Raw genomic sequence first — 24,544 nt, forward strand, 5'->3', positions numbered from 1 at the left:
GTTGGTCGCTGAGCTCTGGGGCGAGCCGTAGAGCTGAAACCGGCAGACTGCCTAAGCGATCCAGCTTGGTGTGGGGCGGCAATATCCCGCCTTCCGCATAGCGCGCCCAGGCCCAGGCAGCAGCAGGGGTATCGGCTATTCCCAGGCGGCATCCCAGTTTGAGCGCGGATATAGATTGCTGCACCCGTTGCTGCATCGCCGCCTCGCCACCAAAAAGATGCGGCACGCCGGTAATCTCCAGGATCAAGCCATCCTCGCCATCGGTCGCAACCCAGGGGGAGAAGCGGCCGCACCAGTCGGCCAGGCGCTCCAATGCCGTCCTGTCGCCGGCGGGATCGCTTGGGCCGGTCAGCAAGTCAGGCACCAGGGCGCGGGCATCGGCGAGGTTCATCCCGACCTTCAGCCCTTCGGCCTTGGCACTTGCGTCGATAGCGGTCAGCCGGACCCGGTTCGCTTCGGTAGCGATCAGTACCAAGGGAGCGCTGGGGGAGCTATTCCGCCGCCGCCAGCGATCCGTCGGCCAATGCGGCAACCAAACGGAAAGAAAGCGTCGCATAATCCCATTCCACATCCCAGGAGAAGCCAGCCTCGGCACCACGGCACCGCTCTAAGGTCACGCGCCAGCTAGGTCGGTAGCCGTCACTGCGGGCAGGCTCGATGCGCCAGCGGGTGAGGGCTGCGGAAGCCTGCCGGTCGCGCCGGATCAAAAAGCCGATGCTGCCGCTCTTCTCGGCGGCCAACTGCAGGCGGCGGGTCTCGGTAAGGTCTGCGCCGTCGATCTCGGCGACCACGGCGCCGTAGCCGAGTTCCCGCAAACCTTCCTCGCTCGCCCAGAGCCGGTCATCAGCCCGGCGGGCGGCAACGATGGTGAGCCTACGGTGGTCCAGGCCCAGTTGCGCCAGGCCATGCGCGTAGAGCGTTGGCCCAGGCGTCACCCAGAGCACCTCTTCAGACCGCGTATCACGGCCAATGGCGGCTGCCAGGAAGGCTGTGATGGCATTCCGCTCCCCCGTGACCTCATGCAGAGCGCCGCGCGCCAGACCGCGCCAGGGCAAGGCTCGCTCGATCTGGGGGAGGTGCAGCTTGAGGACGCCTGCGCCGCCGACCAAGCTGGTGCTGGAAAGCTGGGAGAGGCGGCTGCGTAGGCGCTCTAGCGTGGCGGGGTGGGTCATGGGGCCTCCTGGGGTCAGAAGGCGTATGTTCTACTATTGATCCAATATGATCGACAAATGTTCTTTTATCTGGTTTGGAAGTTTGCTCGATCTAGCAGGCGCAGTTGATACATGGATACAAGATGTTGTTTGACTGGGAATGCCACATGGCGGCGATGTCTTAGCCTGTTAATTCATACCAGCCAACTCGTGATCGAGCCGAAGGCATGATCCAGCAAGAAACCGCATGCCCAAAACCTCCTTAAACTGGTGATCTGCCTCTACCCAGTAATGGAGGAGTTTTACGGGGTCAGGTCAAACTATGTGCCGTACTCCTCGTTGGAGAGCGTGATTGAGAACAGCAAGGAAGGCTACTATCTCTCCCTGCGCCAAACTCAGAAGACGATTGGCAGCGGCAAGCCTAATTGGCAGCCCTGGCTTCTCTACTTTCTGCGCGCCCTGCAACAGCAAAAACGCCGCCTTGAGAAAAAGATAGAACGCGAGCACCTTATTCTAGGCGTGCTGCCTGAGCTGTCCCTTCAAATCATTGATGCCACAAAGGAGCGCGGACGCGTGACGATTGGCGAGATCGTCAAACTGACCGGTGCGAATAGAAACACAGTGAAGAAGCACCTCGCCGCATTAGTGGAGGCCAAGCAACTGACCCAGCATGGCAGAGGCAAGGGAACGTGGTATGGGTTTGTTTAGAGGAGCGGGCAAAAAGTGTGTAACGCAGGGTTACATCCAGGATAGATCATACCCAGTCGGCATTGACATTCTGCCTTGCTGTGATTTCACGGCAGGCCTCTTGTTCTGACCAAGAAGCACAACGGGTGTTAGCGGTAAGCCTTGGCCCGGCCTTCAGTAAGGCTGCTCGGTGCTTGGATCAGTCTCTATAGCTGTGCCCCGCAGCCAGATAGGCTTGGTTCCGTCGCTGCCGCACGCTATGTGCAAGCCGATCCGTCGCTTCAAGATATTCGCATTCCATACGCGCGATCAGCTCGGCCACCGGCGGCGTATCATGGATTGCACCCACGCCTTGGCCGGCGCTCAGGATGTCGCGCCAGCGCTTTGGCTCGCCCAGTACATCGGTAACATTCATGCTGCCAACCTCACCGCCGGCCCGCAGATTGCCACGTGAGGGCAAGGTCTGGCGCAACCAGTTCGCACCAACCCCGTCCACTTCGGCGGAATAGATGATGTCGGTGATGCTCGATTCGATGACAAGCTGCTTCATCTGGGCCGATGCCATGCTTTCGGCAGTATTGATAAAGCGCGTGCCGATATAGGCAAGGTCGGCACCGGCGGCGATGGCGCTGGCCACGCTGCTGCCATCACTGATGCAGCCGGAAAGAATCAATGTCTTGTTGCCCATCAAGGGGCGCAATTCGCCGATGAAGGCAAAGGGGTTGTAGGTGCCGGCATGGCCGCCAGCGCCGTTGCACACGGCGATGATGCCATCAACATTCATCTCCAGTGCTTTGCGGGCATGCTGCATGTTGATCGCGTCATGGAACACCAGGCCGCCATAGGCATGCACGGCATCAGTGACTTCCCGCGTGATACCCAGCGCGGTGATCAGAATCGGCACCTGATATTTCACCGTCAGCGCCAGATCGGCTTCCAACCGGTTATTCGTGCGGTGCACGGCGAATTGCGCCGCCCATGGGGCATCATTGGGCCGCAGGCGGGCGCGGATATCCCTGAGCCAGTCTTCATAGCCGGCAGATGTGCGCTGGTTGAAGCTGGGAAAGCTGCCGATCACGCCGGCGCGGCAGGTTTCCACCACCAGGTCGGGCCCGGAAATCAGGAAAAGCGGCGAAGCCAGCACAGGCAGGCGCAGGCATTCCGTCAGAACCGATGGCAGCATTGTCTTCCTCCCTTGGCGTGGTACCCAGCGGCTGGTCCAACATAGATATGACTTATAAATAATATTATTTACTTAAAAGTCAAATAAGTTATAATTGGCCTGACCGCCAACCGGTGCAATGCGGCAAGGCTAGCCTCTGGGGCTCGGCTTTGGCTCGCCGGCAAAAAGATGAGGCGGATAAAGTCGGGAAGCGGCCATGCGGCCGGATAACAAAAAAAGGAGGAGCCGCCATGGGTGCGAGTGGAATCGACAAGGAATTGGTGGAAGGCGTGCGCCGCTTCGTGCGCAAACGGCTGGCGCCACATTCCACGGCCTGGAATCGCGATGGCCATGTGCCGGATGAGGTGTTTGCGGAAATGAGCGAGATGGGCTTGTTTGGTCTGTTACTGCCGGAAGAATACGGTGGCGCCGGCTGCAACCTTTCCACCTTCATCGCGGCCATCGAGGAGATCGCCGCTGGCGATGGCGGCCTGTCCACCCTGATCCATGTTCATTGTCTTGGCACGGCCATGCTGCTGGCCCGTTTGGGCAGCGAGCAGCAGAAGAAGAACTGGCTGGGCAAGATGGCGAGCGGCGAGGTGATCGGCGCCGTCTGTCTCACGGAGCCCTCCGCTGGCTCTGATCTTTCCGCCATCACCGGCCGCGCCACGCGGGCGCAAGGCGGCTGGATTTTGAATGCCAACAAGCAATTCATCACCAATGGCGCGCGCGCCGGCTTGGTGATCGTGCTGGCGGTCACCGATCCGCAAGCCGGCTCCCATGGCAAGAGCTTCTTCCTGGTGCCCAAAGGCGCGCCTGGCTTCACGCCCGGCAAGACCGAGCGCAAGATGGGCCAGAGCAGCTCGGATACCGCGCAAATGCATTTCGAGAATTGCTTCGTGCCGGATGACATGGTGCTGGGGGCCGTGGGCGCGGCCCTGCCGCTGACCATGGGCCTGCTTTCCGATGGCCGCATCTCGGTGGCGGCCCAGGCGGTGGGCATGGCCCGCGCCGCCTATGAACTGGCGCTGGGCTATGCGCGCGAGCGGACAACCTTTGGCAAAGCGATCTTCGATCACCAGGCGGTCGGTTTCCGTCTGGCTGACATGAATGCGCAGATCGATATGGCGCGGGTCTATGCCCAGCATGCCGCACGGCTCTGCGACGAAGGCGTGGAATGTATTCGCGAGGCTTCGATTGCCAAGCTGATGGCAGCCGAGATGGCGGAACGGGTCTGTTCCGACGCGATCCAGATCCATGGCGGCTATGGCTACCTCAATGACTATCGCGTGGAACAGATTTCCCGCGATGTCCGCGTCTGCCAGATTTATGAAGGCACCAACGACATCCAGCGGCTTATCATTGCACGCAAGATACGCGAGCAGCAGATTTGACCCGTGGCAGGTGAGGGATGGTGGCAATGGCAAATGATCTGGTGACCTTTGAGCGCAAGGATGCGGTGGCGTGGATCACGCTGGCGCGGCCGGAGACGGGTAATTCGATGAATGCGGCTTTGCTCAGCGGCTTGAGCGAAGCGGTTCGGCGCTGCGAGGCCGATACCGCGATTCGCGCCGTGGTGCTTACCGGCAGCGGCCGTTTTTTCTGCGTTGGCGGCGATCTTGGCGGCATGCGCGATCTGGCGGAAACCGCGCTCAGCATCCGGGCCATGACCCTGCATCTGCATGCCGTGATCGCTGCCCTGACGCGGATGCGGGCGCCCAGTATCGCAATGGTGAACGGCCCGGCGGCTGGCGCTGGCTTCAGTCTGGCGCTGGCCTGCGATTTCCTCATCGCTTCCGAGACGGCTCAGTTCGCCTCCGCCTATGCCGCCGCCGGGCTTTCCGCCGATGGCGGCCAATCCTGGACCCTGCCGCGCCGCGTCGGCGCGCATCGCGCCCGGGTGATGATGCTGCAAGGCCGCAAGCTCTCGGCGGCCGAGGCGCTGGATTGGGGCATCGCTGACCAGGTGGTTGCGCCCGATGCCTTGGCCGCTTCCACTGCTGAGATGGCGGAAGGCCTCGCCAAGGGGCCGACGGCTGCTTTCGGCCGCATGAAGAACCTGCTCGCCGATGCCGCATGCACCAGCCTGGAAACCCAGCTCGAACTGGAGGCGCGCGGCATTGCTGCCTGTGTGGATTCCGAGGATGCACGCGAGGGCATCGCGGCCTTCATGGCAAAGCGCAAGCCGGTTTTCCAGGGGCGCTGATCGCCGCGCGCTTTTCCGCAGCAACAAGGATGGCTTCCCATGACTGATGCATTCCAGGCCCGTCTGGCTCGTGGCGAGATGCGTGGCCTGGCGCTGCGCTCCTGCATCACGGCGGCGGGTGACTTGCGCCTTGCCGTGATTGAAGAGGCCGTCGCTGCGCCCGGAGAAAATGACGTGGTGGTGCGGGTTGAGGCGGCACCGATCAATCCCACGGATATGGGCCTGCTCTTCGGCCCCGCCGATCTGAAGGCGGCGCGGCTGGAAGGTACGGCAGAGCGGCCTGTTCTCATCGCGCCGATTCCGCCTGCAGCCATGCCTTTCGTTGGCTTGCGTATTGATCAGCCCTTGCCTGTGGGCGTGGAAGGCGCCGGCGTGGTGGTGGCAGCCGGGTCAAGCCAGCAGGCCCTGCTCGGCAGAACAGTGGCCATGCTCGGCGATGGTGCCTATGCGCAATACCGCACCCTGGCCGTGGCCGATCTTATGGCGCTGCCCGATGGCACCAGCCCGGCGGAAGGGGCGGCGGCCTTCGTCAATCCGCTTACCGTGCTCGGCATGCTGGAAACCGCCAAGCGCCATGGCCATACGGCGCTGGTTCATACCGCGGCGGCCTCCAGTGTCGGTAAGATGCTGATCCGGGCCTGCCGGCAGGATGGCGTGCCGCTGGTCAATATTGTCCGCCGCGACGAACAGGTGGCGGAACTGCGCGCGCTCGGTGCCGAGCATGTCTGCAACAGCGCCGCACCCGATTTCAAGCAGGATTTGGCGCAAGCACTGGAAGCCACGTCCGCCACGGTGTGCTTCGATGCGGTGGGTGGGGGATTGACCGGGCGTATCTTGGCTGCGATGGAGATGGTGGCAGCGCGGCGTGCAACTGCGTATAGCCGCTATGGTACCGCGGTGCTGAAGCAGGCCTTTGTCTATGGCGCGCTGGACCGGGGGCCGATCGAGATCAGTCGCACCGTCGGCTTGAGCTGGAGCGTATCGGGTTGGCTGTTGTTTGATTTCCTGCGCCAGGCCGATGCAGCAACGCAGACCAGACTGCGCCAGCGCGTTGCGGCCGAATTGCGCAGCACGTTTGCCAGCGATTATGCCGCCACGATTTCGCTCGCCCAGGCGGCGCAGCCTGAGACCATTGCCGCCTACACGCAGCAGCGCAGCGGCGCTAAATACCTGATCAACCCGCAGCTTTGACGGCAGAGCCGGCCGCGCCGAGAATCTCAGCCGTGTGCTCGCCTAAGGCCGGCGCGCCGCGCCGTATATGGCTGCCATAGGCGGAGAATTGCACCGGCTGTAGAATATGCTCCTCGCCATTTTCCAGACGCTGGAACAAGCCACGGGCGCGGAAATGCGGCTCCTGCAGCACGCCGGTGAAATCATGCAGCGGCGACCAGGCAATATTGCCGGTGGCATCGAACACGCCAGCCCAATGGGCGCGCGGGTGCTGCGCCAGCAGGCTGGTGATCTCGGCTTTCAGCTCGGCGCAGCGCCGCCGCCGCTCTGGGGCTTTCAGCCCGGCATGCTGCGGCAAGTCAAAGGCGGTGCATAGCGCGGCCCAGAAATGATCCTCATGGGCGATGCTTAAGGTAAGCTGCTTGCCATCGGCACAGGTGAAGAGGCCATAGGCTGGCTCATCGAATACCTCGAAGGCCTTGTCGCCACTCATATGCGGCACCAGATAGGGCGCCATCCAGGATACCAGGCCATCGGTCATCGATACGTCGATGGCGGTGCCATGGCCACTGCGTTCGCGGCCGAACAGGGCGGCGGCGATGGCAAAGGCGGCAAAGGTGGCGCTAGAAAGATCGCCAAAGGGGATTTCCGGCATCGCCGCCGGCGCACCGCCACTGCCAAATACCATGCCGGCCATTGCCTGATAGGACAGGTCATGGGCCGGCCGCATCCGGCTCGGGCCGGTCTGGCCAAAACCGGTGATCGAGGCATAGATCAGCCGTGGATTGCCAGCCGACAGGACCGTGTAGCCGACGCCCAGACGCTCCATGGTGCCGGGCCGGTAGCCTTCCACCACCACATCGGCCGTGGCTGCTAGGGCGATGAAATCGGCGCGACCCTGCTCGGTCTTGAGGTCCAGGCAGAGGCTGCGCTTGTTGCGCCCCACCGAGCGGAAGAAGGAAGGGAAGGCACGGGCCGGGTCGCCACCCGAGGGCCGCTCCACCAGAACGACATCGGCGCCCAGATCGGCCAGCAGCAGCGTGGCATAGGGGCCGGGCAGCTGCTCGGCCAGCGAGAGCACGCGGATGCCCTCGAAAATCCCTTTCATCTCAACCTCCTGCTGATTACGATTCCGCCTGGGCTCCCGGACCACCGAGTCGGTTGACCTGTCGCCACGGTAAATTGCACCGGTTTTCCGGATAGTTTATTTGACTTTGAAGTAAGATATATTGAATGCTTCCAGCCGCCGGCCCGATTCCCGGGTCCCGGGCGGGCAAATCGGGCAGAATTGCAGGAGGAGTGCCTTTGGCACAGCGTGGTCGCAAAGCGTCGGCTTGGAAGAATGTGGCACCCAGCCGCGATCAGCTTTTTGCGCTCAAGCGCACCGCGTTGCTGCGCGAGGCTGCGCGGGCCTTCAGCGCGCGCGGCTATCACGACACCTCGCTCGATGATGTGGCCAAGACGCTGGGGGTGACCAAACCGGCGCTCTACTATTATGTCACCAACAAGCAGGAAATCCTGTTCGAGTGCCATATGCTGGCCCAGGACCTGGGTGACGTCGCCTATGAATACGCGCTGCAGCACGGCACGAATGGCCGCGAGAGGATCGTACTGGTCTGCAGCCGCTATATCGAGCTTATCACCAGCGAGATCGGCTCCTGCGCCGTGCTGAGCGAGTTCGCCGCGCTGGAGCCGAAGAACCGCGCCATCATCGCCCGCCGCCGCGACGAATTCCAGACCAAGTTCAGCGAGCTGATCACCCAGGGCATGAAGGATGGCAGCATCCGCAAGGCGGATGCCCGCATGACGGTATTTTTCTTCATGGGCGCGATCAACTGGATGACGCAATGGTTCCGCCCCGATGGCAGCATGGCCGGCGAGGATATCGCCCGCGTGTTCTCCGATCTGCTGGAGCATGCCCTTAAGCCGCGTTGACCACCTTGCCGCTGCGCGCCAACTTATAATCCGCCTTGAAGCGCTGCACCAGTTCGGCCACGCCTTCCACGGCATGAACATCGCCAACGCCGTGGCCGGCGCTCCAGATATCGCGCCAGGCCTTCAGCATCTCCATTTCCCGCATCAGGCTGAAGCCGCCTTCGTGCTTGTTGCCGGTTTTTAGGCCGGCGCTTTCCAGACTCTGACGCAGCATATTGGCCGGAATGCCGGTAACCTCGGCCGTGAGGATGATGTCGTCGGCAGTGGCATCAATGAGCATGCTGCGATACAGGTCATTGGCTAGGCTCTCGCGCGCGGCGATGAAACTGGTGCCGATATAGGCGAGATCGGCGCCGAGTTCCTGCGCTACATGGATATACTGGCCGCGCGAGATGGCGCCGGCTAGCACGATCGGGCCATCAAAGAATTCGCGCACAGCGCCAACAAAGGCGAAGGGATTAAGCCAGCCGGTATTGCCGCCGGAGCCGGCGCAAAGCAGGATCAGCCCATCCACGCCTACTTCGGCCGCGCGGCGCGCATGCTTCAGTGACGCGACATCAGAGAATACCAGGCCGCCATAGGCGTGCACGCGGGTCACCACACCGGCCGGGCTGCCAACGCTGGCGATGACGAGTGGTGCCTTGTGCTTTTCCACCAGCGCCAGATCCTCTTCCAGCCGTGTGTTGCTGGCATGCACGATCAGGTTCACTGCATAGGGCGCGGCATGCGGGCCGCTGGCCTCGGCGGCGATGCGGGTCAGCCACTGGTCCAGCAATTCGGTGGTGCGGGCATTCAAGCTGGGGAAGGAGCCCACAACACCGGCATTACAGCAGCCAATGACCAAATCAGGCCCGGAAATCAGGAACATGGGCCCCGCGATGGCCGGCAGTTGCAGACGTGCAGCAAAGCTCGCGGCTAGTTTGCGGCTACCCATTTTCTTTGTCATTTGGCTTCTCCCAAGATTTGCGCGAAAGAGAGATTGACATAAATTTACCCTGTAGTAAACTATACGTCCATAAGGTCAGAGATGCAAATTGGCCAAGCCGGTCCGGGATCAGAAAGCGGCCGACCATAGGGAGGAACGAGTGGAAGCGATGGCAATGTCGCGCGGCATGGCGACCGGTGCGGGTAAACGCCCGGTGCTCTCCGCCCAGGAGATCTACCTGCAATTCGGCGGTATCAAGGCGCTGGATGGTGTCACCATCGAGATCGGCGCCGATGAATTGGTGGCGGTGATCGGGCCGAACGGTGCCGGCAAATCCTCGCTGATGAATTGCTTCAGTGGTTTCTATCGCCCGCAGCGCGGCGAGATTCAGTTCGGCGGCGTCGCGGTGAACGGCAAGTCGGTGCATCAGATCGCCCGCGCCGGCCTCGCCCGCACCTTCCAGGGCACCCACATCTTTTCCGGCATGACGGTGATCGAGAACATCATGATAGGCCGTCATATGCATATGCATAGCAGCATCCTGGATGCCTTCGTGCATTTCGGCCGAGCCCGCAAAGAGGAATTCGCCCACCGCGAAGCGGCGGAAGAAATTATCGAGTTGCTGGAGATGGAATCGATCCGCCATCGCCCGGTGGGCACGCTCGGCTATGGCCAGCGCAAGCGCGTTGATCTGGGTCGCGCGTTGGCGCAGGAGCCGAAAATCCTTCTGATGGATGAGCCGATGGCCGGCATGAATGCTGAGGAGAAAGAGGATCTTGCCCGCTTCATCCTGGATGTGCGCGAAGCCCGCGGCATCCCGGTGGTGCTGGTGGAGCATGATATGGGCGTGGTGATGGACCTTGCCGATCGCGTTGTGGTGCTGGATTTCGGCCGCAAGATCGCCGAAGGCACGCCTGCCGAGGTGCAGCGCGATCCGGCTGTGTTGAAAGCCTATCTGGGCGAGGGGACGCACTGATGTTGGCGATGCAGACACTGCCGCAATTGCTGCTGAAGCGTGGCAAGGAGGAGCCTGGCCGCCTGGCACAGCGCCACAAGAAACGCGGCATCTGGCGCGAATACAGCTTTGGCGATGTGCTCGAGCAGGTGCGCGGCCTGGCACTCGGCCTGGATGCCATGGGCATCAAGCGGGGCGAGACCGTTGCCATCATCGGCGAGAACGAGCCGGACAATTTCTGGGCCGAACTGGCCGCCCTGGCGCTTGGCGCTAAGATCATCTCGCTTTACCCCGACCTCACCACCGGTGAGATCGAGTATCTGCTCAACGACAGCGAATCGGTCTGCCTGATCGCCCAGGACCAGGAGCAGGTCGACAAGGGCCTAGTGGTGCGCGACGCAGTGCCGGGCCTGCGCCATATCCTCTACTGGGACACCACCGGCATGTGGTCCTATGGCGGCAAGGGGCTGCATACCACCCAGGACGTGGCGGCGCGGGGCAATGAGCGCCATCGCGCGGCGCCCGATGCCTTCGCGGCGATGGTGGCGGCGGGCCGGCCCGATGATATCGCCGTGCTGTCTTATACCTCAGGCACCACCGGGCGGCCCAAGGGCGTGATCGTCACGCACAAGATGATGATTGATAACGCCCACCGCATCATGACTGCTACCAATGTGAGGCCGGGCCTGGACTACCTCACCTATATCGCGCCAGCCTGGATCACCGAGCAGATTGTCGGCATTACCATGGGCCTCGCGGTGCCGATGGTGGTCAACTTCCCGGAATCGCCTGAGGAAGTGCTGGCCAATCTGCGTGAGATCGCTGTGGAGATGATGGTATTCGCGCCTCGGCAATGGGAAAGCCTGGCTGCGACGATCCAGGCGCGCATGCTGGATGCCGGCCCGCTGCGCCGGCGCATCTATGAATGGGGCGTGGCCATCGGCCACAAGGTGAATGTAGGCCGCCTGGAAGGCACGCCGGTGCCTTTGCTGGCGCGGCTGCTCTATCCGTTGGCCGATGCCATCGTGCTGGAGCCGTTGCGCGACAAGCTCGGCCTCACGCGCCTGACCTTGCCGGTCTGCGGCGGCGCCACCATGGCGCCCGATGTCTTCCGCCTGTTCCATGCCATCGGCGTGCCGTTGCGCAACATCTATGGCGCCACCGAAATCGGGCTGATGACCCTGCATCAGGGCGAAAGCTATAATCTTGAAACCGTCGGCCATTGGATGAAGCCGCATCCCGAAGCCGGCAAGCCGCTGGAATGGAAGCTGTCCGATGCCGGCGAGCTTCTGGTGCGCGGCGGCTCCTTCTTCCAGGGCTATTACGGCAATGAGGAGAAATCCACCGAGCGGCTGAGTGATGGCTGGTATCACACCGGTGATGCCGTGACCGCCACCGCCAGCGGCGAGCTGGTTTTTCTGGAACGAATCAGCGATCTGCGCCGCATGCGCAGCGGCGACAGTTTTCCACCGCAATATATCGAGACGCGGCTGCGCTTCAGCCCCTTCATCAAGGATATCCTCACCCTGGGCGATGAAAGCCGGGATTATGTGGCAGCGCTGATCAATATCGACATGGAAGTGCTGTCGCGCTGGGCCGAGGAGCGCAACATCACCTATTCCACCTTCACCGATCTGTCCCAGAAGCCGGAGGTGGCGGCACTGATCTGCGAGGATATCCGGCGCGTCAACCGCTTCCTGCCCGAGCATGCGAGGGTGCGCCGCTTCGCCAATTTCCCCAAGGAGCTCGACCCGGACGAGGGAGAACTCACCCGCACACGAAAGCTGCGCCGCGAATTCATCACGGAACGCTACAGGCAGCTGGTGGAGGAGTTGTATCAGGGCAGCAACACCACCGCGCTGAACATTCCGATCACCTACCAGGATGGTCGCAAAGGCGTGTTGGTGGCAACAGTGCGCATCAATGACGTGGATGAGGGTTTCACCGTGACCGAAGCACCGAGCAGCAGGCGGGCCTTAGCATGAGCGAGTTTCTGAACTATACCATCAATGGCGCGCTGGTCGGGCTGCTCTACGCCCTCATCGCCATGGGCTTCATTGTCATCTACCGCGCCTCCAAGGTGTTCAATTTCGCCCAGGGCGAGTTGGTGGTCTTCGGCGGCTTTGTGGTGTGGTGGATGATCACATCCCTTGGCCTGCCATACTGGCTGGGGATACCGCTGGCTTTCGTGGCCGCTGCCGCTTTCGGCTACGCCATCGAGCGTATCTTCTTCTCCCGCTTGGTGGGAGAGTCGGTTTTCGCCATGGTGATGGTTACTATCGGGCTGCTGATCCTGCTGCGCGGCCTGATCCTGGTGTTGTTCGGCCCACAGGTGCGGCCATTCCCGATCATCTTCCCGCTGCAGCCGGTGATTATCGGAGAAATCCTGATCCCGCGTTCACTGTTCATCGGCGGCATCATCACGGTGATTGTTGGCTTCGGCCTGTCGTGGTTCTTCAACCGCACGCGGCCCGGCCTGCGCATGACGGCGGTAGCCGAGGATCATCAGGTGGCGGTGGCCATGGGTATCTCGGTGAAGCGCTCAGTAGCTTTCGCCTGGATACTCGGCTCGGTGCTGTCCACACTCGGTGCGATCATCTATCTCAGCGGCAAGTCGCTCAGCTTCCTGGCTTCCGATATCGGCCTTGCTGCCCTGCCGGTGGCCTTGCTGGCAGGCTTCGAATCGATTGCCGGCGTGCTGCTGGCCGGGATCATCGTCGGCATCATCCAGGGCCTCGTCACGGCCTATATCGACCCGGCGCTTGGCGGTTCGGTGGGCAGCGTTTTCCCCTTCATCATCATGCTTGTCATTCTGTTTATCCGGCCAACCGGCATGTTCGGCTGGAAAATGGTCGAGAGGGTTTGAGCTATGGATCCCGCAGGCGTATTCGCAACCAGCTTCGCACGCGATCAATCCCTGATCCGCACGCGCAAGCAGCTCATCTGCCTGATCCTGTTCCTGCTGCTGCTGGCATTGCTGCCGATGCTGGTGGGGCCGCGCCTGGTGGCCGTGGCAACCTCGGCATTGATCACCGTGGTGGTTACCGTAGGTCTGCAGATCTGCACCGGCTATGGCGGTCAGGTGAATCTCGGCCAGGCGGCCTTCATGGGCAGCGGCGCCTATGCCACGGCCGTACTGGCCAGCAAGTTCGGGTTCCCCTTCTGGGCGTCGATTCCGCTCGGCGGCTGCGCTGCGGCTGCTTTCGGCTTTATCTTCGGCCTCTCGGCGGTGCGCATCAAAGGCTTCTACCTGGTGCTCACCACCATCGCGGCGCAATCGCTGTTCCATTTTCTGGTGCTCAACCTGCCGCAATCCTGGCTCGGTGGCTCCAATGGCCTGTCGCTGGAGCCGGCGGAACTCTTCGGTTATGCCATCGACACTGACCGCTCGATATACTACCTCTGCCTTGTCTTCGCCGTGGTGATGGTGGCCGGCGCCTTCGGCATCGCGCGCAGCCGCCATGGCCGCGATTTTGTAGCGGTGCGCGATGATGATGTCGCTTCCGGCATGATGGGCATCGATGTGGTGCGCACCAAGGCCATGGCCTTCTTGGTCGGCGCCTTCTATGCCGGCATCGGCGGCGGGCTCTGGGCCTATTACGTCCGCTTCGTTGCAGTCGATCAGTTCACCCTGTTCCACTCGATCTGGTTCGTGGCGATGATCATCGTCGGCGGCATCGGCTCGATCACCGGCGCGCTGATCGGCGTGGTGGTCATCCTCTCGGTGCGCGAAAGCTTCATCAGCTTAGGGCCCAGCTTCGTGGAGATGGTGCCCTGGCTGGGCGGCGACGTGGTTTTCGCCACACTCAATGTTTTCCTCGGTGGCGTTATTGCCGCCTTCCTGATCTTCGAGCCACGCGGCTTGATGCATCGCTGGACGATTATCAAGCGGTCCTACCGGATGTGGCCGTTCCCCTACTAGCGTTTGGCAAAGCTTAAACGAGTTTCACCACACATGAAAACGGGAGGGAGTAAGCAATGAATATGTTCACACGCACGGCGCTTGCCGGTATCGCAACGGTTTTCCTGGCCAGCACGGCCCAGGCTCAGACCACCTACAACATCGCATCGCTGGCTGATTTTACCGGCCCCTATGCCGATGTGATGAAGGATCTGAACAGCGCCCGCCATGCGGCTGTTGCCTGGTGGAATGCCGAGGTCGGCAAGCCGCTCGGCGTCCAGCTCAGGATGAAGGATTACGATCATCGCTACGATGCCGCCCAGGTGGCCAGCCTGTGGCCTGGCATCAAGGCGGAACTCAACCCGATCATCGCGCTTGGCGTTGGCGCGCCGGATGCCACCGCCTTGCAAGGCCGCCTGCCGGCTGATGGCATTCCGCTGATCATGTCCACGGCCGGCTATGGCTTTGGCTGGAAGAGCGATCCTTGGGTGTTTAACCCGCGCTCCACCTATGCGCACGAGGCAGCCGGCTTCCTGGAATGGTATCGCAAGAGCAACAACATCTCTGGTGCGCTGAAGGTTGCGGTCTTCTCGTCCGAAGCCTCGCCAGCTTATGTCGATATCGCCAAGGGTCTGCGCAAATATGCCGATGAGAACAAGGCCACGATCGATCTGGTCGAAACCGTGTTCACTGAAGTGCAGCCGACCGACCTGACCACCCAGGTCAATCGCGTGCTCGGCAAGGGTGCCCAGGTGCTGGACGTGCAGACCAACACCGCGGCTGTGGTGGCGGTGAAGCGCGCATTGCAGGCCTTGAACAAGAAAGTGCCGATCGTGATGAGTTCGCATAACGGCATCACGGCGTCGGCGCAGGCCATTGGCGGTATTGCCAACCTGGAAGGTGATTACGAAGTCTACGGCATGGCGATGCCGACGGATGAAATGACCAAGTCGCGCCAGTTCTATGAAAAGCTGAAAAGCCAGTATGGCCTGAAGGGTGGCTGGACGGTGCCGACCTTGATGGGCCTGAACCAGACTCTGGTGGCCTTGCGCGCGGTGGAGGCAACGGCCAAGAAGAGTGGCGCGGCCAATGTCACCGGGCGGGCGGTGCGTGAAACCCTGCTCACCACCACGATTACCAGTGATCAGACCTTCGAGATCCTTTCGGATGTGAAATACACCAACGACGCCCCGTTCCCCACCACCGGTGCGGCGGTGAATATCGGTGTTGTGAAGGGCGGCAAGTATATAATTACTGCCCAGGCTGTGCCGGTGCCGCAGATCAGTAAGTGGTAAGTCAGTCGCAAGGGCGGGCTGGGCTTATTGCCCGGCCCCGCAATGCCGGAGGCGTAGATGCTTGAACTCAGCAATGTCGAAGTGATTTACAGCGAGGTGATTCTTGCGGTTAAAGGCGTGTCGCTGCGGATCAACGAGGGCCAGTGCGTGGCCTTGCTTGGCGGCAACGGCGCCGGCAAGTCAACGACGCTGAAGGCGATTTCAAACGTGATCGAGACCGAGGATGGCCGTGTCACCTCGGGCAGTATCCTGCTCAATGGCAACCGCATCGACAACAAGGATGCGGTCGATATTGTGGATGCCGGCATCATCCATGTGATGGAAGGTCGCCGTGTGCTGCGCCACCTGACCGTGGAGCAGAACCTGATCATCGGCGGCCACAAGGAGACCAGCCTGCGCGCGGTGCGCCAGCGGCTGGACGAGGTTTATGCCCGGATTGGCCGTCTGGCGGCGCTGAAGGACCGCACCTCAGGCTATCTCTCGGGCGGCGAGCAGCAGATGCTGGTGATTGGCCGCGCCATGATGGCCCGGCCCAAGCTGATGCTGATCGATGAGCCCTCGCTCGGCCTGGCGCCGATGATGATCGACGAAGTCTTTGCCGTGCTGCAATCGCTGAAGGATGCCGGCGTCACCCTGCTGGTGGTGGAGCAGAATGCCCGCGTGGCTTTGCAGTTGGCCGATTACGGCTATGTGATGGAAAACGGCCATATTGTGCTCGAAGGCGCTGGCGATGAGCTGCGCAGCAATGAGGATGTGCGGGAATTCTATCTCGGCCTCAACATGGAAGGCGAGCGCAAAAGCTACCGTGATGTCAAGCATTACCGCCGGCGCAAGCGCTGGCTTGGCTGAGCCGGCAGGCTATTGGCGCAGGTCACGCACCAGCGGTGCATCGGCCGGCAGCTCGGCCGCCGCCACGATCTCCACATGGTCGGCTTTCAGGCGCGACAGCTCACGGAAAGCCTGCTGTGCCGGCGCCAAAATGGCGGCCACTTCGCTGCCTTCCTGCAGGCTCAGGCGCAGCGTTACGTGATCGCGATGGCCTTCACGGCTGATAGAGGCTTGGGCGCGCTGGATGCCGGGAATGGCGATGGCCAGATCCTCGAGTTGACGGGGATAGATGAAGATCTCGCGCGCCTTCACCGATTGCCCAACGCGGCCCTGCAGCATCGAGATCTGCGCCACGCTGCCATCGCCATGCAAGGCGCGCGCGATGGCCACATCGCCGGTGCCGAAGCGGATCAGCGGCCAGCCCGGGCGCAGGGTGGTGACCACGATCTCGCCCGGCTCGCCGAGCGGCAGCGGCTGGCCGCTGACCGGATCGCAGATCTGCACAATGCGGTCGGGATGAATTTCATAGCCCTCAAGGCCTGGGCGCTCAAAGCCGATCAGGCCGAAATCGGCGGTGGCATAGACCGAGAAGGTCTTGAGACCATAGCGCGCCTCCAGCCGGCGCCGCTTGCCCATCCAGTCGCCGAATTCACCGCCCAGGAAGGCGGAAGTGACGCTCCAATCCTGCGGCAATGTGCAGCCGGCCTGCTCCAGCGTCTCTGCCAGGGTGAGGAAATAGGCCGTGGCGGCGCAGATGCAGGTAACGCCCAGGTCGCGCACCAGCTTGGCCTGGATTTCGCTGCCGCCGGTACCTGCCGGGATCACTGTGGCGCCGGTGCTGCGCAGGCCTTCATCCAGCAGCAAGCCGGCCGGCACGAGATGGTAGGACCAGGTATTGAGCACCACATCGCCAGCGCTGATGCCGGCTGCCGCGAAGGCGGCGCCGAAGCCGAAGGCATCCTGCTCGCCCCGGATCTGCGGTTCGTTGATCGGGCCGGGCGAAACGAAGATGCGTTCGATCTCATGGGGCGAAGCGGCGAGGAAGCCGCCATAGGGCGGCGCGGCGCGTTGGCGCTCGATCATCACTTCCTTCTTGAATACCGGCAGGCGCGCCAATTGCGCGGCATCATTCAGCTGCTGTGGCTGCAGGCCGGCGGCATCGAACAGGGCGCGGATGGCGGGTGCGCGCTCATAGGCAGCGTCCTGGATGGCGCGCAGGCGGGCAAAGCGGTTGTTAGTCATCGTGCTGCCTCCCGGAATCAGCGGCCGGTGAAGCGCGGCGCGCGCTTCTCCTCGAAAGCGGCCAAGCCTTCCTTGAGGTCGGCGCTGAAGCCATGCAGCTCGCTGGCCAGCAATTCCAGGCGCAATGCCTGGGCCACGGGCTGTTCCAGGCCATCATCCACCAGGGCCTTCACCCGGCGCAGAACCAGCGGGCTTTTGGCCGCCAGCTTGGCCACCAGCCGGCCGGTGGCGGGCATCAGGTCGGCATCCTCCACCACCTCGTTCACCAGGCCTGCGGGCACCAGATCGGCGGCTGGAACCGACTCACCAGTAAACAAGAGGTACTTCGCCCTGGTAGGCCCGATCTTGCGCGGCAGGCGCACTGAGCTGCCGCCGCCCGGCAGCAGGCCGAAATTGGCATGGGCATCGCCGATCATGGCCGAGCGCGCCGCGATCACCAGATCGCAGCAGAGCAGCAATTCCAGCCCGCCGGCCAGCGCCAGGCCGTTCACGGCGGCGATCACCGGGCGCGGGCTGCGTTCCAGGCGGGTCATCATACGCAGCACCGAATCAAGGAAAATTCGCACATTCTGTTCATTTTCGCCGGTAGCGGCGCGCACGAATTTCAGGTCGGCGCCAGCGCAGAAGGCACGGCCGCTGCCGGTCAGCACCACGGCGCGGATATCGTCCTGCTCGGCGCGGTCCAGCGCCGCCTCAATGCCGGCCACAATTGGAGGGGTGATCGCGTTCAGCGCTGCCGGGCGGTTCAGGCAGATCCAGACCGCGCCGTCGCGAACTTCGACCAGGACACTCGAATCACTGGATGCATTCACGGCATTTCCTCCAATATTGACTCATGGGTCATTAAATCTTATTGTGGGTCATATTGTAGACCAAATAGAAATATTGGCAAGCGCCGCGAAGCCTGGGCACCAGGCGGTGCCACCACCGAAGTAACCCCGAGGGAGGGAATGATGGAACAGGTCTATGTTGTGGGTGTGGGCATGACGTCCTTTGGCCGCCAGCTCGACAAGTCGATCAAGGGCATGGCCCATGAAGCCGTGCAGGGCGCGCTGGCCGATGCCGGCCTGAAGCAAGAGGCGGTGAAAGCCGCCTTCTTTGCCAATTGCACCCAGGGCCATATGGAACGCCAGCATATGATCCGCGGCGAAGTGGTGATGCGCAGCATGGGCGTGGGCGGCATTCCGGTGGTGAATGTGGAGAATGCCTGCGCCAGCGCCTCCACGGCGTTCAATCTGGCGGTGAATTTCCTCAAGGCCGGCGAGGGCGATGTAGCCCTGGCGCTGGGCGCGGAGAAGATGTTCTCCACCGACCGGGCCTTGATGCTGGCGGCTTTCGACAGCGCCTGGGATGTGGAAGAGCAAGCCGCGATCCGCGACCGCCTGCTCAAGCTCGGCGAGGGCGTGGCGGTGCCGCCGGGCACCACCTCAGCCAAGCCCTACAGCGCTTTCATGGATGTATATGCCGCCTTCTCGCGCCTGCATATGAAGCGCTTCGGCACCACCCAGCGGCAGCTCGCCGCCGTGGCGGCCAAGAACCACGCCCATTCGGTGCATAATCCGCTGTCGCAGTTCCGCGATGCCTATTCGGTGGATCAGATCCTCGCCGCGCCGCCGATCACCTATCCGCTCACCCTGCCGATGTGCTCGCCGATTTCCGACGGCTCTGCTGCCGCGGTGCTGGTCACGGAAAGCGGCCTGCGCAGGCTGGGGCTGGATAAAAGCCGCGCCATCAAGGTGCTGGCCAGCGTGATACAGACCGGCAGCGACCGCGAGCCGGAGGAAGTGGAAAAGCATTGCACGGCGCTGGGCGCCAAGCGCGCCTATGAGAAGGCCGGTGTCGGCCCCCAGGATATCTCCGTGGCCGAGGTGCATGACGCCACGGCGATGGGCGAGATCATCCAAATCGAGAATCTCGGCTTCTGCGCCTTTGGCGAGGGCGGTCCGATCTCGGAGCGCGGCGAAACCACATTGGGCGGCCGCATTCCGGTCAATCCCTCGGGCGGCCTGGAATCCAAGGGCCATCCGGTGGGCGCCACCGGCTTGGCGCAGGTTTTCGAACTGGTGGCGCAACTGCGCGGCGAGGCCGGCGCACGCCAGGTGGAAGGCGCCAGATTGGCGCTGGCGGAAAATGGCGGTGGCCTGCACGGCATCGAGGAAGCGGTCGCCAGCATCATCATTCTCGGCCGCTGACACCGCGCCGTTTCATCCTGGGAGCGAAAACATGAATCTACAGAACAAGGTCGCCGTGGTTACCGGCGCCGCATCCGGCCTGGGCTTTGCCACCTGCAAGGCCCTGGCCGCCGCCGGCGCCAAGGTGGCGGGGCTGGACCGCGATAAGGACAAGCTGGCCACCTTGGCGGCTGAACTCGGCGCCCAAGGCATCACCTGTGCCGTGGATGTGGCCGATGAAGCCAGCGTGCAGGCCGGCATCGATGCCACGATCAAGGCTTTCGGCGCCATCCATGTGGCGGTGAATTGCGCCGGCGTTGCCGATTCCGCCAAGACCCTGTCGCGCGGCCAGCCGTTTCCGCTCGCCACCTGGGGCAAGGTGATCGCCATCAACCTCACGGGCACATTCAATGTCATCCGCTTTGCGGCGCAGGCGATGAGCGCCAATCAGCCCGATGAGAACGGCGAGCGCGGCGTTATCGTCAACACCGCCTCGGGTGCTGCCTGGCAGGGCCAGGTTGGCCAGGCCGCCTACAGCGCCTCCAAGGCCGGCGTGATGGGCCTCACCCTGCCGGTGGCGCGCGATCTGGCCGAACATGGCATCCGCGTGGTCACCATCGCGCCGGGCCTGTTCGACACCTCGATGGTGGCCGGCCTGCCGGAGAATGTCTCGCAGTCGATCATCAGCCGCATGATTCTGTTTCCCAGCCGTATGGGCCAGGCCACGGAATTCGGCGCCCTGGTGCGCCATATCGCCGAGAACCCGTATCTCAACGCCACCACTATCTCGCTCGATGCCGGCGCCCGCATGGCGGCGCGCTGACGGCTGGCGGGGATAACGCGATACAGCGCGGTCTTCCTCCCTGTAGGGCCGCGATCACCTGGCCCGGCCCTGCGCAACGCAAGGCCGGGCCAATTTTTTTGTGGAGTGGGGGGTATCCGGGACTGAATCGCGACGATGCAGGCGAACTATGAAGACCATGCATTGCACCTTATGAACCCAATAGCGGCGATCGACGCACGTGCAGTGTTGCCCCCGGTCCATTTGGGGTGGATGACTTGCGATACACTCGGCAGGCATACTGATAGCCTGTAGCGACGTCAGGATTTCGTCATTTTTTGCCGCTTTCGAGTGCGCACGATGCGCTATCCTACGTGCTCACGCCGATTCGGAGCAATTAGCCGCTGCGGCTAAAAATTAGAGCCCCATGCTCACACACTTTTGCTTGCAAAGCTCCGCATCACCCCGATGTGTAGTAGAAATATAGCCAATCCAGACTCCGCGAATTCCTGCACAATGCTCAAAAATGCTTTTTTGGCATCCCAGTGGAGTCTGAAAGGATGTAATTGGATTCTCCTCTGCAACGATCTCGAAGAGGAGACCACAATGCCAAATGCAAAAGTAACAGCAACGGAACCGCCTCTGGCGGTGTCCATACGGGATGCCACCAAGATTGTCGGCATCGGCCGCAGCCTAATCTACTTGGAGATTTCGGCGGGGCGTTTGAAAATGACGAAGGTCGGGCGACGCTCATTGCTGCGGGTGTCGGACCTCACTGCCTGGCTGGATGCGCGAGCGAACGGTGACCCCGGAGAGGTGCCTGCCAGTCCTATCCGGGAGGGCGCGCCATGACCCGCCGGGAAAGCGCTGCGTTACCAGAGGGGATGGGCCAGATCGGTGGCTATGTGACCGTGAAGCAGGCGGCCGCCTTTGCGCAAACCTCAACCAGGACCATCAAGCGTTGGATCGCGGCGGGGGCCTTGGAAGCTATTCGCCTGCCTACTCCCGGTGGGCGCGGCCCACTGCGGATCAGGCATGGCGATCTTCTCGCAGTCATGGCCGCTGGTGGAGCAGGAATAGGTAAATTGTCCTGATTTGACCCGGATTCATCGCCATTATGGAAAACGTAAAGACTTAATTGCAATAAGATAAGGTCTTTGCAGTTTCCAAATGTTCCTATATTGTCCCATCCTGTCATCCTTTGACCTATGGGACCAACGCGAAAGGGGTTCCCAAATGACTGCCGTCGATCCGATTTTCGATCCCAATTGTCCGAGCCTGGCTGAAGCGCTGCTCGCGCTGAAAGGCAAGCCAGGAATAAGTGCTGAGCGTTTTGCCCGGGTGAGCGCTGCCATCAGAACAGCCGAGCGCCTTTTGGGGCAGCCGGCGAGCGCGATCCCGGCGCATCCCATGTACATCACCCGTCAATTCGCAAAGCTGAAGCAGCAGCCGGTTCAGGTCTCCAGGAAGACAATAGCCAATACCAAGTCCGAGCTTCGCTACCTCCTGGCCCAGGTCGTTCAGCCGAATCGGGGGCATTCGGAGTTTCGCACCCTTAGTCCCGAATGGGCGGCCCTGAAGGCCGACCCGGCCCTGGGGCAACTGCTCTGGGCGCTGTCGCGCTTTATGGCCTATTGCAGTTCTCGGGATATAGCCCCTGCTCATGTCACTGCGGAAACTGTTGCAGCCTTCGAAGCCTGGTTGGAAGACCGGGGCGATGTCGCCAATCCGCAGGCGCGCGCCCTTGCGGCAATAATGGCTTGGAATAAGGCTGCCAGTCAGGTTCCAAACTGGCCAGGCCAGGCATTGCCTAGGCCGCCCAAGAAAGGCCCGCCACGCGTCTGGCTACCGGCCAAAGCCTTTCCAGAAAGCTTCCGGCAGGATCTGGAGCAATGGTGCGAGCGGCTGGAGCGCGGCGCGAGTTTTGATCAATCCGGGCCCCAGGAGCCGCTTCGGCCTATTACCATCCGGCACCGCCGCAACCAAATTCTCAAGGCGGCCTCAGCCTTGGTGCGCAGCGGGATGCCGATAGACCAAGTGGCTAGTCTGGTGGTGCTTTTGCAGCCCACCGCCTTTCGTGATCTGCTGAAAGTCCTAAAGCAACACCATGGCCGAGGCTGCGATGCCTTAGAGGGACTTGCAGCAGCCCTGGTCGCCGTTGGCAGGCATCATCTGCGCCTTCCAGAAGATGCGATACGGATACTGACCGGCATTGCAGTAAATGTGCGGCAGAAAACCTCGACCACGGGCACCCGCACCAGGCAACGCGTCGAAGCGCTGGAAGTAAATGGCGCCGAGGCCAAATTGCTGCATCTACCTCAGCGCCTGTTGGAAGAAGCAGCGACGTCGCGTACCCCGGCCCGCCAGCGGGTGCCTCTCGCGCAAATGGCCATAGCTCACGAAATCCTGCTGCTGACGGGTCTGCGCAAGCGCAATATTACCGAACTCAACCTGAGCCAGATCACTCCAATGTCTGTGGATGGTAAGGAGGTATGGCGAATCACCTTTGCGGCAGCCCAGATCAAGAATAAGCGTGAAGTCGTCCGTGAGCTGCCCGCCGAAAGCGTCGCTCTCATCAAGCAGGCGATGCAGTACTACGGGCAGACAAATGGCTGGCTCTTTCCGGGCCGCAATGGCCGGCACAAGAATGCTAACTTCCTGGGCAAGCAATACGTCAATGTAGTTTCAAAGCGGATTGGCACGCCGTTCAACATGCACGCCATTCGTGGCTTCCTGGCGAGCAAAATCCTCAGCGAAGACCCCATGGGTTTTGAGCGTGTCCGGGCGATTCTGGGCGACAAGGATGACAAGGTCATTCGCCAATCCTATACGCCCGCCGCCGAGCGCGCTCTCGTTCGGCACGCCCAGCAGGAACTTCAGACACGCCGCCTTGCCGTAAAGCCACGGCACGGCTCCGGCTTCCCGCGATAAGGAGGGGCCAGGAAATGCCGAGATTAGACCCAGCCTGCCGCTACATGCCGTTTGCAGAATGGCCAGAAGAAGATCGCGTCCGCTGGCGAGACATGCTGTCGGATTGGCCTGAAGGAAATGTGAAGTCGGCCTCGAATTTGCGAAAGGCAACCCAACACAAAAATCAGCGTGGCTATGGCCGTTGGCTGACGCACTTGAGCCGCGCCGGGGCCGATCTGACAGTGCCACCCGAAGCCCGCGTGACTCTATCGGCGACCCAAGCATACATCGCAGAGATGCAGAGCCAGGGCATAAAAGCCTATACAATCCGTGGGCGGATAGCTGAGCTCTATTCAGTTATCTCGAAGTTTGCGCCTGCTGAGGATTGGGGATGGCTGAAAGCGATCATCGCTCAGCTTGACGCCAAAGCACGGCATGGCCGAATGCCAGAAGCGCCGCCGGTCTTCACGGGCCAGGTTGTTCCTGTTTGTGTCCGCGAGCTTACCCTAATCAGCGAAACGGTGTCGAAAACGCCGATTCGGGATGCGGTACAGTATCGCAATCTGTTGCTGATGCTTGTGCTGAGTTACTTGCCACTTCGTCGCACATCGATGGCGGCGCTGGAGCTAGGTGTGTCATTCCGAAGGGTTGATGGCGTGTGGGGCGTCATTCTTCAGGGTGAGCATATGAAAACTGGCGCCGCATTCAGCGCCGCCCTGCCATCTTCGATCAACAAGTTCATCGAACTATACATCGAGCGATATCGCCCCAGGCTTTTAGATGGTGCTTCGCAAACAGCATTGTGGGTCACGCGGGACGGAACGTCAATGTCGGATCACCAGATCTATGTCGAGGTGAAGAAGGCCACCAAGAAACACCTCGGTGTGAAGCTGGCAACACATCAATTCCGTGATGTCGCGGCGCAGACGCTCGTCACATCGAATCCAGAAAACATTGAGCTGGCGCGGGCCTTGCTGTCGCATAAGCAGACCAGCACTACGATAAGCTACTACGTTGTGGCGGACGGGCTGGTCGGCTCGCGGGAGACGGCGAGGCTGGTTCGCAGCCTCCGAGCACCTAAGTGAGTCAAACAGCTGCCCGGACGTGAAATGACCCTTACCCTCTATGTCATTTTAGTACGCTTACCGGGTTTGTCTCAGGGCTGGTGCGCCTTCCTCCCCAGGTTGACCAAGACGGCTGGAAAATTTCCAGTCTGTTTGAGCTT

General features: G+C 61.8%; 23 protein-coding genes. 16 read left to right on the forward strand and 7 right to left on the reverse strand.

Translation table 11 applies throughout. The annotated features are described in order from the left end of the window. Window positions 1-475, reverse strand: a 475-nt coding sequence (locus KBB36_RS16165; protein ID WP_290983164.1) for a DNA polymerase Y family protein, incomplete at its 3' end; no start/stop codon positions are given. A 16-nt stretch (window positions 476-491) separates the two neighbouring features. Further along, window positions 492-1,172: a hypothetical protein gene (locus KBB36_RS16170; RefSeq protein ID WP_290983167.1), complete on the reverse strand. Its 681-nt coding sequence runs from the start codon at window positions 1,170-1,172 to the stop codon at window positions 492-494. A gap of 327 nt (window positions 1,173-1,499) precedes the next feature. On the opposite strand from KBB36_RS16170, the gene KBB36_RS16175 reads away from it, so the two are divergent. Then, entirely contained in the window at window positions 1,500-1,859 is a 360-nt protein-coding gene (locus KBB36_RS16175) for a DUF977 family protein (protein WP_290983170.1), read from the forward strand. A gap of 178 nt (window positions 1,860-2,037) precedes the next feature. On the opposite strand, the gene KBB36_RS16180 is transcribed toward KBB36_RS16175, so the two are convergent. Continuing rightward, entirely contained in the window at window positions 2,038-3,021 is a 984-nt protein-coding gene (locus KBB36_RS16180; protein ID WP_290983172.1) for a nitronate monooxygenase, read from the reverse strand. A 230-nt stretch (window positions 3,022-3,251) separates the two neighbouring features. On the opposite strand from KBB36_RS16180, the gene KBB36_RS16185 reads away from it, so the two are divergent. The 3 genes from KBB36_RS16185 to KBB36_RS16195 are packed head-to-tail and all read left to right on the forward strand — an operon-like array spanning window position 3,252 to window position 6,397. Beyond that, entirely contained in the window at window positions 3,252-4,394 is a 1,143-nt protein-coding gene (locus KBB36_RS16185; RefSeq protein ID WP_290983175.1) for an acyl-CoA dehydrogenase family protein, read from the forward strand. Window positions 4,395-4,420: 26 nt separating this feature from the next. After that, window positions 4,421-5,206, forward strand: coding sequence for an enoyl-CoA hydratase-related protein (locus KBB36_RS16190; RefSeq protein ID WP_290983178.1), 786 nt, complete (start codon window positions 4,421-4,423; stop codon window positions 5,204-5,206). Between the two features lie 39 nt (window positions 5,207-5,245). Further along, complete coding sequence (locus KBB36_RS16195; protein ID WP_290983181.1) at window positions 5,246-6,397, forward strand: zinc-binding dehydrogenase; 1,152 nt, start codon at window positions 5,246-5,248, stop codon at window positions 6,395-6,397. On the opposite strand, the gene KBB36_RS16200 is transcribed toward KBB36_RS16195, so the two are convergent. Continuing rightward, entirely contained in the window at window positions 6,381-7,484 is a 1,104-nt protein-coding gene (locus KBB36_RS16200) for a CaiB/BaiF CoA-transferase family protein (RefSeq protein WP_290983184.1), read from the reverse strand. The genes KBB36_RS16195 and KBB36_RS16200 overlap by 17 nt on opposite strands. Before the next feature lie 236 nt (window positions 7,485-7,720). Here KBB36_RS16200 and KBB36_RS16205 point away from each other — a divergent pair, with 236 nt between their 5' ends. After that, window positions 7,721-8,311 carry a TetR/AcrR family transcriptional regulator gene (locus tag KBB36_RS16205; protein WP_290983187.1) on the forward strand — a complete coding sequence of 197 codons (591 nt, stop codon included), beginning with the start codon at window positions 7,721-7,723 and terminating at the stop codon, window positions 8,309-8,311. Here the strand turns inward: KBB36_RS16205 and KBB36_RS16210 are convergent. Continuing rightward, on the reverse strand, window positions 8,298-9,107 hold the full coding sequence (locus KBB36_RS16210; RefSeq protein WP_290983190.1) for a nitronate monooxygenase: 810 nt from the start codon (window positions 9,105-9,107) through the stop codon (window positions 8,298-8,300). The two genes, KBB36_RS16205 and KBB36_RS16210, sit on opposite strands and share 14 nt — an antisense overlap. A 298-nt stretch (window positions 9,108-9,405) precedes the next feature. Between KBB36_RS16210 and KBB36_RS16215 the strand changes: the two genes are divergently transcribed. Genes KBB36_RS16215 through KBB36_RS16240 form a run of 6 tightly spaced genes read left to right on the forward strand, consistent with a single transcriptional unit; the run spans window position 9,406 to window position 16,236 of the window. Continuing rightward, complete coding sequence (locus KBB36_RS16215; RefSeq protein ID WP_290983222.1) at window positions 9,406-10,212, forward strand: ABC transporter ATP-binding protein; 807 nt, start codon at window positions 9,406-9,408, stop codon at window positions 10,210-10,212. Further along, window positions 10,212-12,176: an AMP-binding protein gene (locus KBB36_RS16220; protein WP_290983194.1), complete on the forward strand. Its 1,965-nt coding sequence runs from the start codon at window positions 10,212-10,214 to the stop codon at window positions 12,174-12,176. The genes KBB36_RS16215 and KBB36_RS16220 overlap by 1 nt, the downstream gene beginning before the upstream one ends. After that, entirely contained in the window at window positions 12,173-13,057 is an 885-nt protein-coding gene (locus KBB36_RS16225; RefSeq protein WP_290983197.1) for a branched-chain amino acid ABC transporter permease, read from the forward strand. Before KBB36_RS16220 ends, KBB36_RS16225 begins: the two co-directional genes overlap by 4 nt. A 3-nt stretch (window positions 13,058-13,060) precedes the next feature. Then, entirely contained in the window at window positions 13,061-14,113 is a 1,053-nt protein-coding gene (locus KBB36_RS16230; RefSeq protein ID WP_290983200.1) for a branched-chain amino acid ABC transporter permease, read from the forward strand. 56 nt (window positions 14,114-14,169) lie between these two features. Further along, window positions 14,170-15,387, forward strand: coding sequence for an ABC transporter substrate-binding protein (locus KBB36_RS16235; protein WP_290983202.1), 1,218 nt, complete (start codon window positions 14,170-14,172; stop codon window positions 15,385-15,387). 57 nt (window positions 15,388-15,444) lie between these two features. Next, complete coding sequence (locus tag KBB36_RS16240; RefSeq protein ID WP_290983204.1) at window positions 15,445-16,236, forward strand: ABC transporter ATP-binding protein; 792 nt, start codon at window positions 15,445-15,447, stop codon at window positions 16,234-16,236. Between the two features lie 9 nt (window positions 16,237-16,245). On the opposite strand, the gene KBB36_RS16245 is transcribed toward KBB36_RS16240, so the two are convergent. Next, entirely contained in the window at window positions 16,246-17,457 is a 1,212-nt protein-coding gene (locus KBB36_RS16245; RefSeq protein WP_290983206.1) for a hypothetical protein, read from the reverse strand. A gap of 17 nt (window positions 17,458-17,474) precedes the next feature. After that, window positions 17,475-18,269, reverse strand: coding sequence for an enoyl-CoA hydratase/isomerase family protein (locus tag KBB36_RS16250; protein WP_290983209.1), 795 nt, complete (start codon window positions 18,267-18,269; stop codon window positions 17,475-17,477). A gap of 141 nt (window positions 18,270-18,410) precedes the next feature. Here KBB36_RS16250 and KBB36_RS16255 point away from each other — a divergent pair, with 141 nt between their 5' ends. The 5 genes from KBB36_RS16255 (at window position 18,411) to KBB36_RS16270 (ending at window position 24,404) form a co-directional block, all read left to right on the forward strand. Further along, window positions 18,411-19,649 carry a thiolase family protein gene (locus KBB36_RS16255; RefSeq protein ID WP_290983212.1) on the forward strand — a complete coding sequence of 413 codons (1,239 nt, stop codon included), beginning with the start codon at window positions 18,411-18,413 and terminating at the stop codon, window positions 19,647-19,649. 31 nt (window positions 19,650-19,680) lie between these two features. Then, window positions 19,681-20,451, forward strand: a complete 771-nt coding sequence (locus KBB36_RS16260; protein ID WP_290983214.1) for an SDR family NAD(P)-dependent oxidoreductase — start codon at window positions 19,681-19,683, stop codon at window positions 20,449-20,451. Between the two features lie 842 nt (window positions 20,452-21,293). Further along, a complete protein-coding gene (locus KBB36_RS21030) occupies window positions 21,294-21,503 on the forward strand; it encodes a helix-turn-helix domain-containing protein (RefSeq protein ID WP_366933216.1) in 210 nt (69 codons plus the stop codon). Between the two features lie 142 nt (window positions 21,504-21,645). Continuing rightward, on the forward strand, window positions 21,646-23,340 hold the full coding sequence (locus tag KBB36_RS16265) for a tyrosine-type recombinase/integrase (RefSeq protein WP_290983217.1): 1,695 nt from the start codon (window positions 21,646-21,648) through the stop codon (window positions 23,338-23,340). A gap of 44 nt (window positions 23,341-23,384) precedes the next feature. Next, window positions 23,385-24,404 (forward strand): tyrosine-type recombinase/integrase, encoded by a 1,020-nt coding sequence (locus tag KBB36_RS16270; RefSeq protein ID WP_290983220.1) that lies wholly within the window; start codon window positions 23,385-23,387, stop codon window positions 24,402-24,404. The last annotated feature ends 140 nt before the right edge of the window (window positions 24,405-24,544 follow it).

This window comes from Ferrovibrio sp., from assembly GCF_017994015.1.
GTDB lineage: Bacteria > Pseudomonadota > Alphaproteobacteria > Ferrovibrionales > Ferrovibrionaceae > Ferrovibrio.